The following is a 10600-nucleotide window of genomic DNA, read 5'->3' on the forward strand; positions in this document are numbered from 1 at the left end:
CTCATTAAACATTGCCGAGGCTAACATTACACGCAAGTAGAAGAGACGCAAAAATGTCTAATTTTATTTTTGTGCTAGACACTAAAGGGCGACCACTATCACCCTGTAAACCAGGAGTAGGGCGTTCATTACTCAAAGCAGGTAAAGCATCGGTTTTCAGACGATTTCCCTTGACGATAATTTTGAATAAAGAGGTTGACGCAAGTCCTAAGCCGTTAGAACTCAAACTCGATCCAGGTTCTAAAACTACTGGTATTGCCATCAAACAGAGCGACAAGATAATCTTTGGAGCCGAACTACAGCATCGAGGACAACAAATTAAAGAAGCACTGCTGTCTCGTCGCCAACTCAGGCTCCGAAGGCGCAATCGCAAAACTCGGTATCGTCAGGCGCGATTCCTCAATCGCACCCGTCCTGATGGTTGGCTAGCTCCATCCTTACAACATCGGGTCGAAACAACACTCACATGGGTTGGCAAGTTGATTCGATTTGCACCCATTGCCAGCATTGTTCAAGAGCTAGTGCGGTTCGATTTGCAACTAATGCAAAACCCTGAAATCTCAGGCGTATTGTATCAGCAAGGAGAATTGCAGGGTTACGAAGTCCGCGAGTATCTCTTGGCAAAATGGAATCGGCAGTGCGCTTATTGCTCGGTTGAAAATGTACCGTTTGAGATTGAACACATTCAACCTAAGTCAAGAGGTGGTTCTGACAGGGTTTCCAATTTGACGCTTGCTTGTCACGATTGCAATCAAAAGAAAAGTAATCAGGATGTTCTGGCATTTCTAGCGACTAAACCCGACGTGCTAAATCGCATTCTCAAACAAGCAAAACAACCACTCAAAGATGCAGCAGCAGTCAACTCAACCCGATGGGCGCTGTTCAATGCACTTAAAGAAACGGGATTGCCCGTCACTACTGGTACGGGCGGGCAAACTAAGTTCAATCGCCATCGATTAGGGTTGCCCAAATCGCACTGGCTTGATGCTGCGTGTGTAGCCAACTTAGACACACTCGAAGTCTTAACCTCAAAGCCGTTACTGATTACAGCAAAAGGGCATGGGACACGACAGATGTGCGGTACAAATAAGTATGGCTTTCCTACTCGGCACAAGTCCAGAGTGCAAATCCACAAAGGGTTTCAGACTGGCGATCTTGTCAGTGTAACCGTTACCGCAGGGAAGAAAATCGGCTGCTATGTAGGGCGGGTTCTCTGCCGTGCTTCAGGTAGTTTTGATATCGTAACCAAGTCTGAAAGAGTGGCAGGTATTGGTCACAAATATTGCAGTCCAATTCACAAAAAAGATGGCTATAGCTACGCATTTTGAAGAAAGGAATTTCAAGGCGACGGTCGTCGCTGCCGCTTTCCTCCCCAAGTCGGTCGCCAGGGGCTTCTCGCTCGTTTTTTTGTGAATAACAGCGGAATTATTGGAGAAAATAATTAAATCCAGTTGGGGAATTCCCATTAGTATATATTTGCAGTTCGCCTCGTTTCATCTAGGGAGTTATCGATGAATGTGTGGAGTTTGCGGTTTGACGCGCTAACAATCATCTTGACAGGTGCATTAACAGTGACGGCGGTTGTCAGCCAACAATATGCTGCCTGTGCCAAAACAGCCGAAGAAATTGCCCAGCTAGCGACCTTGACAACTGTGGAAGTCAACAATACGCTGGGTTTTTTTGCTAGCGGATCGGGAGTAATTATTGCCAAACAAGGTAATATTTACACTGTTTTGACAGCTAATCATGTGGTGGCAAGCCTCGCTCAAAAATACAGCATTCGCACTCATTTAGAGAAGGATTATGCTGCGATTAGAATACAGCGCCTACCAAAAAATGACCGCGATATAGACTTGGCTTTGATACAGTTTCAGAGCCGAGAACAGTATCCAGTAGCACCAATAGGCGAGTCAGAACGTGCTGTTGTCGGTTCTGCTATTTACGTTTCTGGCTATCCGCTGCCAATTTCGGGATTTGAACGAAAACTTGAGTTTACTGCTGGTATCATCTCTTCTCGCTTGGGCAGCGCCTCATCAGGGTATCGTCTGCGCTACCAAGCTGTAACCAGGCGCGGGATGAGCGGCGGGCCTGTATTTGATGCTGATGGCAGGGTGGTAGGAATTCACGGCCAGGGGGATACTGTTGGCACAATTAGGAGTCAGTGGAACGGTCAGATTGAGGAGATTAAAACGGGATTGAACGCGGCAATCCCGATCGATGCTTTTAGGGAGTTGCTTTCACAAAATAAGCGTAACGGCTTTGATATTCTCAGCAATCTTTCTATCAGCAGCGCCTCGGATCAAAACCAACCGAATCTGGGTTATGGAGGATTTGTGTGCGATACCTCGACGGGCGAGCCGGTGACTGTGTATCAAAATCCGCAAGGGTTCAGGGAGCCTTGGATTCGCTGGAATTCTAATTTCTTTTCTAGTTCGGGCTACGATCCTCTAACTCGCTGCCAACAAGTGACTCAGCGCCTTGAGAATTATAACCGCAATAAACAGCTAAATTATGTGACTGTGGGTATGGTAAATAACCAGAAAGCGATTTGCACGACTAGCCGCGTTAATGGGCCTTGCGAAGGTTTGATATATACGCTGCGCCGCGATCAAGATCCGACTCCTGCACTGAGCAGTTTTTTTGTTTGGCTGCGGAATCAAAAGGCTGTGCCTTCTCTTTCTGAAAGCGGTACTGTGCTTTATATAGATGTTCGGGAACGGCTGGAACAATTTTAGATTGGGGATTTGAGATTTGAGATGGATTAGTAATGCGTAAACACAGAACCCCGGCTTATGAAAAAAGTCGGGGTTCTCAAACAACTACTTATTAGCTGAAAAATTGAGATATTTTACTTATTTATCACTGACATAATAGAACTCATGATTTTTTGGAACACGGAAGCTATAAAATTACTCTTACATTAATCCAATTCAAATTTTTCAGGTATCAAGCATGACAGCAACTACCCCGCAGGCAACGTCAGCAACGCCCGCTTTTTGTGAAGGCATTCAATATTTTTCTGAAACAGTCCCTGGTTTTGACACTTACGGGAAAGCACCTGCGATCGCCGAGGGGAGCAAGTCGATCGCCGATCCTGCCGATCCCGTCGCCGTCTTTCAAACGATGCTGGGAGCAGACGCCCTGCGCTACCTGACGCTGCAAGTCACCGCCAGCAAGGCATCGGGACATCCGGGGGGTTTTGCTAGCCAAGCTGAGGCTTATGCCGCTTTGGTGATGCTCGGACACAAGAACATTGTCACCGAAGTCGGCCATCACGCGCCCGGCTTTTACAGTGCCATGTTTCTCGATCGATCTTTGGAGGATATGGGAATTTTCAACGTGCAGCAAGTGCGCGATAAATTCCGAGAAAAAGACGGTTTGTTAGGACATCTTTCCGGTTTCATTCCCGGCCTTTTAGCACCTGCCGGTCCCCTCGGACAAGGGCAGCATTTTGCAATGGCTGGAGCGCTTTTGCACCGCGAAAAACTGTTTGCTTTCACAATGGGCGACGGCGGCATGGGCGAACCCTACCCGATGAGCAGCATGGCGCATTTCCACACTGCTTATCCCAAAGCTACTAACTTTTTGCCTGTATTGGTTTGGAACGGATATTCTCAGGAACATCACAGCATGGTTTCGACTAAAACTAATGCTGAAATGATTGCTTATTGGCAAGGTAACGGTTTTGAAGAAGTTATCTTAGTTGATGCTAAGCAATTTGACGATAAAAATCAACCGGAAGATTATGTTGACAGCACTGCTTTTTCGCTCGAACAGCGCATGGCATTTACCAAAGCTGTTTTACAAGGAGTTGACAAAGCGGCAAAATCTGCTCTCGGTGGCAAATTAACTGCGTTTATTATCAAACAGTTGAAAGGTGCCGGCGTCCACGCGCGCGGAGCAAAATCTCACAACCTTTATCCGAAAGATACGCTGGATGCTCCGCACATTATCAGTGCTTTAAAAGAGCGCGCTTTGACTGCTGCTGCTTGGGATCTGGTGCGGACAAATGCTGAACGTGCGGGCGGCGGGCCGGCGGCGAAAACAGTTGTTACTGAGTTTACATTGCCGCTGCCAGATTTAGGCGAATTGCCTTTGGAAGAATTTGCAGTTGGGGGAGAAGCGAAGATTTCGACAACAGCAATGGGACGTTTGGTAGGGAAAGTTGGCGAGAGCGATCGTACTTTTATTGTCACTAATGCTGACGGCAATGAAGCCTCGGCAATTGCCAATATCAACCAAGCTCTCAAAATTATTCACCCGACGACAGATGACCTGTACAATCAATCGCCAAACGGCCAAGTTTACGAACCTTTGAGCGAAGATGCTTGCGCCGGTTTAGCCGTAGGTTTATCGCTATTCGGAGCGCGGAGTTTGTGGTGTTCCTACGAATCTTTTGCCATTAACGGTTTACCAATTTGGCAAACTGTAACCCAAGCAATGGCAGAATTGCGCCGTCCAACTCCGGCAACTGTCACCTTATTTACAGCAGGTGCATTGGAACAAGGCCGTAACGGTTGGACGCACCAGCGGCCGGAAATTGAGGCTTATTTTGCGGCGATGATGCGGAACGGAAATGTGTTTCCTTTGTTTCCACCGGATGCTAACAGCATTCAAGCTTGTTACGAGTGGGCTTTGACTGCTAAAAATAAGGGAGTTGTGATTACTGCAAGCAAGTCGCCACTGCCAATTCGCACTACTTTTGAACAGACTCGCCAAGGTTTACAAGACGGTGCAATTGTGCTGCACGAAATAGCAGGAGATAAGACAGTTGTGTTTGCAGTTGTCGGTGACATGACGTTAATGCCAGTGTTTGAAGCGGCGGCATTTTTGGAAACAGAAGGGATTGGAGTGCGGATTGTTTCTGTTGTGAATCCTCGGCGTTTGTATCGTGCTAGCGATGTTGCTTGGGATACCTGTTCGGAAGCTGACGGCGGCTTTTTGAGCGATGATAAATTTGCTGAATTGTTTGGCGGAGATGCTTTGATTGGCGTGACAGGCGGTGCTTCTGGGATGTTGGAACCTGTGATGCTACGGAGCAATTGCAAGCGGGATACTTTCGCTTGGAAGCGGGGGGAAACTACTGCTAGTGCTGGTCAGTTGATGGCGTTTAATGGGTTGACTGCTGAGGCGTTGACTAAAAGGGCGATCGAGCTAGTTCATTAAGTTAGAATGTGAGTGAATGCCCCTGCCTGGTTTGTGCTGGGTAGGGGCTAGTAATATTTAAAATAGGATGGTGATACCTGTGACTGCACAACTTTTAGAAGAAAGAGGTACGCTTGCAGAACAGCGATTGCTTCTCCCCGGTTATTATACTTGGGAGCAATTTGAGGATCTCGAATCTTTGATGGCAGACTCTCCGGGTTTGCGGATAACTTATCTTGATGGGTGGATCGAGTTTATGACAGTGGGCGAAGAACACGAACAAATTAAAAGTGTTTTGGCTATATTTATAGGACTTTACTTTTTTGAGAAAGGGATTAATTTCATTCCTGTAGGGAGTGCAACTCGCAGAGACCGGGCAAGAGATGTATCATTTGAACCAGACGAGTCTTATTATATAGGTTCAAGAAAAGAGCATCCCGATTTAGCCGTGGAAGTAACGATTACTAGCGGTAGCACAAATAAACTCGCTAAATATCTGCGACTTCGGATTGCTGAAGTTTGGTTTTGGGAAAATAATCGGCTTGCTGTCTATCGGCTGCGGGAGGATGATTACGAGCAAGTTTCAAGAAGTGAGTTTTTGCCGGAGTTGGATTTAGCATTGTTGGTACGCTGCGTTTTAATGCCTTCAATAATTGAGGCAAGGACAGAGTTTCTTAATGGAATTCGGCAACTGGGTTGAATGCTGAGGAGTTGGTAGAAAGTGCGATCGTCTACGAGGGCTTCGCTAACGACTTGATTGGTTAAGCTAAAATGTGACAGACAACCATTTGCTCTCACAAACAACCTTTACGCGATCGGCTCTAAGGATTTGTTAGATTGGTAGGTGTAAAGTTACTAAGCTCAAAAATATAAAAATTTATACTGGACTTCCCCCGTAAATATGTAATAAAATATCTAAAACCTTTACCAATTATAGGTTTCAATTTTTGAGTGAAAAAACTGTACCCAAGTTAAAGCAATAGCCGTTTTGGCGATCGCGCAGAACGCAATAGATTCAATATAATTGGCGTAAGCTTGCAGGCGTGAATAACCTACATGGCTACAGAAATTTTACTCAACAATGGAAACTTTTGCAATGATAGGCTTTTGAGCCTATGTAAGTATATTTGCAGGGGGAAGTCCAGTTTATAGGTTTTATATTAAATCTTTATGCTGAGGGGAGAATTTATTCGGAATTTTTTCTTATTTTAATGTTAGATAACTTGGCTTTTTTAGCTACTAATTTGGCTATAGTTCTAGAAGTTTTGCTGCGGCAGAACATCAATGTTTTGTGAAAAATTGGTATTAATTTTATTGTTTTTTTCCCCACAAGCCATCAACCAAAAACTCATCATCGATCGATCGCCCGCAGCGACAAACTCATCCCGCGAAACCAGATAGCTTTCTATTTCAGACTCCGAAATCAACCCTTGTTTGACCATTTGCAAAATGGGCCCGGAGTCTAGCAAAGGTTGAAACGCTTCAATTCCAATTAAATCGCTGTGGCTGACAACCGCTTCTAAATCAACGCTACAAAACCCAGCTTCTTTGAGAATGTGGCACAAATTTCGCCCGACGCATAAATTGCCGCCCCGCGATGCCATCACCTGTTTGAATTTCTCCCGGACAATCTCGACTGACAGGGGTGGATTTGTCAGCCAAAACAGATCCGCATCGCTGTCGATAATCACCAGTTTGCCGCCCGGTTTCAAGATGCGGAATATTTCTCTAGCTGCTGCGACGGGATCTGGGAGGTGAACGAACAGCAAACGGGCGATCGCAAAATCGAAAGTGTTATCATCCAAACCAGTATCCGCCACCGATGCTTGGATGCGATCTACTCTATCGCCGCCTTTGTCCTGCAAATATGCTACTGCTTTTTCGTGCAGTACCGGGTCGATTTCTACCGCTGTTACCGAACTGTTTGGCAGCAATTCTAACAGTTTTTCGGTGAAAAATCCCGGCCCGCTACCAGCTTCCAAAACATTCATCCCGTCGGCTAAACCGAACCAAGTTAAATTGCGCGCTTCCTTTTCCCAACTGAGGAGGACTTGATTTTTTAACCGCTGGATTTCTGCGTCAAGTTCCAGATTGTACGTGCTTGCTTGATACGAACCTTCTGCTGCCATAAAATCATCCTTTTTCCTGCTTCGAGACCTAGATTATAATAGAACTGCGCTTTAGCGCAATTCTCGTTGCGGACATCCACAACCCCAGTTGGCGGACAGATGCAGGACGAGAGCCAGGTAATTCCTCTATTGTAAGAAGATGACCGAGACGATTTTAGATTGGGGATTTTGAATGAGAATTTCAGCGGTTTAAAGCCCCTAGTTTCAACTAGGTCACAAATCGAAAATCGTAAATTCCAAATCTAAAAGGGGTGGACGGATTACCTAAACTGACGATGTTGTGTGGCAACGAATCAATTATGCCCCAGACTTTACCTCAACCAGAGAAACGAACATTTTTAGTTGTGGATGACCATGCGATGGTGTTAGGTGGCACGCTTAACATTCTGAAGCAAGAATATCCAGAGGCAGACATTCTGACGGCTCCGACGGCTCAGGCAGCCCTTGAGCAAATAGCGCAGACGACCCCGGATTTGGTGATTGTGGATCTGGTGATGCCAGAGACGATCGGCGAAACGGCTCAAGCAAATTCAGGGCTTCAACTCCTCAAAACGTTGATGGAGCAGTATCCGAGCCTGAATATTGTGGTGCAGAGTGCCCATGTTCGGACTTTAGTTTGGCTGAAACCGTCGATCGACAATCACATGGGCGGCTTCACAGTTGTCGATAAGAGCCAGCCGATGAAAGACTTGCTGGCAATGGTTGATTGGGCGCTGCACGAGCGGATTTATACACCCAGAGAGATCCGCAATGGGCTGCAACTCAAACCCGCCTGGATGCAGGTGTTGCAATTTGCTTTTCAAGAGAGCTTGCAGGATACTGCGATCGCCAAACGGATGAATGTTTCTGAACGCACTGTGCAGTATTACTGGACTAAAATTCGAGATGTGCTAGAGGTGTATCCTGATGATGATAAGAATCTGCGGATTCAAACGGAAGTTCGAGCTAGAGAAGAAGGATTGATCGATTAGTGAAGCGCGATCTATGGCAAGCAGTGAAAGCGGGTGTCACGACTTGGGGACGAGGAGGGCTTCCAGGGGTGATGGTGATTGTCGCTGTGACGATCGCTCGATTGACGGGTGCGCTTCAGTTTTTGGAGTTGGTGACGCTCGATCGATTTCTGCGCCTGCGTCCCCCTGAGCCAATGGATGAAAGGATTGTAATTGTGGGTATCACCGAGGAAGATATTCAACGCGCCAGAACTTATCCGATTTCCGATCGCGAAATTGCCGATTTACTCAAACGGTTGCAAACGTATCGACCGATCGCGATCTGGCTGGATATTGTCCGCAATCTTGCGGTTAAACCGGGTGATGCTGAACTAACATCGGTGTTTCGCAGCAGCAAGAATGCGATCGGAGTGGAGATTGCTTTGCCCGATCGCAGTGGCTTTATCGTCGAACCTCCGCCCGCGCTACCACCCGAACAGGTTGGCTTTGCAGATACCATTCTGGATGACGATGGCTATCAGCGCCGCAGTTTGTTAGGCGCTCACAACCCCCAGCAGGAATACCGTTTTTCGTTTCCCCTACGGCTGGCAGAAAGCTATCTCGCGACAAAAGGAATTGAGCTAGAAAATGGAATTCGCGATTCAGACGCGAAGCGCTTTGGCAGCATTGAATTGACCAGAGTGCAGTCAAACTCTGGCGGATATGTGGGGGCGGATGCAGGCGGCAACCAGATTTTGCTGAATGTTCGCAGCGGGACAATGCCATTTCGCGTGCTTTCTCTGGCGCAAATCAAAGCGGAACCGGTCAACCCGGATTGGATTCGAGGCAAAATTGTGCTGATTGGGATGATGTCTTTTAGCGCGAAGGATTTGGCAAGTTCAGGTGCGATCGCAGGCATCAATCCAGGACGGATTTACGGAGTCGAAATGCAAGCCCACGCTACCAGCCAGATCGTTAGCGCGGTGCTCGATCGGCGACCTTTGCTTCAGGTTTGGGGAGATGGCTGGGAAACGCTCTGGATTGCGGTCTGGGGACTCTTGGGGATGAGTTTGGGACGATTTCTGCGATCGCCCTGGAAAATTTTGATCGGGCTCTTAGTCGCCAGCATTAGCCCGATCGCGCTCTGTTACTGGCTGATTCTTTTGGGATGGTGGGTGCCGATCGTGCCTGTGTTGCTCGTACTCGTGTTGAATGGGGCTGGGTTGACGGCAGCGTTATTTTATCGCCACGAACAGGAACTCCGACTGCGGTTGGAGGAACGTCAGTTTGCGATCGAGCAGACCTTTAATGCAATTCATAGTGGGCCCTTACAAACATTGGTGGGAATTTTGAGAACTGCTCAAGAACAAGCAACACCGCCGTTATTTCTACCGGAGTTGCAACGCTTGAATCAAGAATTGCGGGCAGTTTACGGCTCTGTGCAACGAGACGCGATCGCGGATGAACCGCATCTCCGCATGGGAAGTGCGATCGAATTGGCCCTGCAGGCTCCATTGCATGAATTGCTCTACAAGGTCTATTCCAACACGCTCGAACAAGAATTGCCCTACCTCAAAACGATCAAATTCAAAATTGTGCAGTTCGATCCCTTGAACACCTCGCATCTGCGGTTGGAACACAAGCGAGCACTCTGCCGCTTTCTGGAAGAAGCGCTCTGCAATGTCGGGAAACACGCGATCGAAGCTACTCGCTTGACTGTAATTTGCACTCAGGAAGGCGATCGGCAGGTGATTCGGGTGGCGGATAATGGTAGGGGGAAACCGTCTCCTTCAGAAACGCTTAGCTTGGCTGAAAAGGATCGAGACAAGGAAATAACCGAAGATCCAAACCCTAAACTTCAACCTTCAGGATTAGGAACCCAGCTTGCAAAGAACTTAGCCAAACAGTTAGGCGGAGCATTTCGGCGCTACCCGAATCAACCGAAGGGGACAGTGTGCGAGTTAACCTGGCCAGCAAAACGGCAGTGGTTCTGGTAATTGGTTGGGTTCACCCTTGTCAAATCGGAGCTAATTGAGATGAGATATTGCACCATTTTCAATAAGGCGTTTATGAACGGGCAGGATGCCCGTTCCACAAGAAATTCACTCTTTGTGGAACGGGCTTCCTGCCCGTTCTTGAGAATGATCCAAGAGCTTAGATATCACGATCGACAACACGGCAACTCTGGATAGGGCAATGCCCAAAGCGTGTCAACTTAAGCTGTCAGTCCACCCAGTCCTCCCGCCCACCCGGCAGTCCTCAGCGGGAATGAATTCCCTGTCTCATAGCGAAAGTCCTCTCAAAGAGGACTGAAGAACTCATACCATTTTTTTAAAGATGTGATAGACTTATGTAAGAAGTAAAGGAGCCAATGAAAATGTCTGGTCGCCCCAACAT

Annotated in this window: 7 protein-coding genes; 6 read left to right on the plus strand and 1 reads right to left on the minus strand. The window is 47.3% G+C overall.

Translation table 11 applies throughout. From position 1 onward, the window contains the following. Nucleotides 1-53: 53 nt before the first annotated feature. The 4 genes from iscB (at nucleotide 54) to QUA99_RS21205 (ending at nucleotide 5845) form a co-directional block, all read left to right on the plus strand. Entirely contained in the window at nucleotides 54-1328 is a 1275-nt protein-coding gene (iscB, locus tag QUA99_RS21190) for an RNA-guided endonuclease IscB (protein WP_333240532.1), read from the plus strand. Between the two features lie 183 nt (nucleotides 1329-1511). After that, complete coding sequence (locus tag QUA99_RS21195; protein WP_333240535.1) at nucleotides 1512-2735, plus strand: COP23 domain-containing protein; 1224 nt, start codon at nucleotides 1512-1514, stop codon at nucleotides 2733-2735. 217 nt (nucleotides 2736-2952) lie between these two features. Further along, the gene (locus tag QUA99_RS21200) at nucleotides 2953-5166 is read left to right on the plus strand and encodes a phosphoketolase (RefSeq protein WP_333240537.1); all 2214 of its coding nucleotides are present in this window, start codon (nucleotides 2953-2955) and stop codon (nucleotides 5164-5166) included. Between the two features lie 79 nt (nucleotides 5167-5245). Further along, a complete protein-coding gene (locus QUA99_RS21205; protein ID WP_333240540.1) occupies nucleotides 5246-5845 on the plus strand; it encodes a Uma2 family endonuclease in 600 nt (199 codons plus the stop codon). A gap of 556 nt (nucleotides 5846-6401) precedes the next feature. Here QUA99_RS21205 and QUA99_RS21210 read toward each other — a convergent pair. Beyond that, on the minus strand, nucleotides 6402-7274 hold the full coding sequence (locus tag QUA99_RS21210) for a methyltransferase domain-containing protein (RefSeq protein ID WP_333240542.1): 873 nt from the start codon (nucleotides 7272-7274) through the stop codon (nucleotides 6402-6404). A 299-nt stretch (nucleotides 7275-7573) separates the two neighbouring features. Between QUA99_RS21210 and QUA99_RS21215 the strand changes: the two genes are divergently transcribed. Both QUA99_RS21215 and QUA99_RS21220 read left to right on the plus strand, forming a co-directional pair. Then, complete coding sequence (locus QUA99_RS21215) at nucleotides 7574-8245, plus strand: response regulator transcription factor (RefSeq protein WP_333343511.1); 672 nt, start codon at nucleotides 7574-7576, stop codon at nucleotides 8243-8245. Beyond that, the gene (locus QUA99_RS21220) at nucleotides 8245-10200 is read left to right on the plus strand and encodes a CHASE2 domain-containing protein (protein ID WP_333240546.1); all 1956 of its coding nucleotides are present in this window, start codon (nucleotides 8245-8247) and stop codon (nucleotides 10198-10200) included. The genes QUA99_RS21215 and QUA99_RS21220 overlap by 1 nt, the downstream gene beginning before the upstream one ends. The last annotated feature ends 400 nt before the right edge of the window (nucleotides 10201-10600 follow it).

This window comes from Microcoleus sp. F10-B2 (genome assembly GCF_036704965.1).
Lineage (GTDB): Bacteria > Cyanobacteriota > Cyanobacteriia > Cyanobacteriales > Microcoleaceae > Microcoleus.

Coding starts and splice junctions, on each gene's coding strand:
- QUA99_RS21200 (WP_333240537.1), top strand. CDS start 2,953: ATGACAGCAACTACCCCGCAGGCAACGTCAGCAACGCCCGCTTTTTGT.
- QUA99_RS21215 (WP_333343511.1), top strand. CDS start 7,574: ATGCCCCAGACTTTACCTCAACCAGAGAAACGAACATTTTTAGTTGTG.
- QUA99_RS21195 (WP_333240535.1), top strand. CDS start 1,512: ATGAATGTGTGGAGTTTGCGGTTTGACGCGCTAACAATCATCTTGACA.
- iscB (WP_333240532.1), top strand. CDS start 54: ATGTCTAATTTTATTTTTGTGCTAGACACTAAAGGGCGACCACTATCA.
- QUA99_RS21210 (WP_333240542.1), bottom strand. CDS start 7,274: ATGGCAGCAGAAGGTTCGTATCAAGCAAGCACGTACAATCTGGAACTT.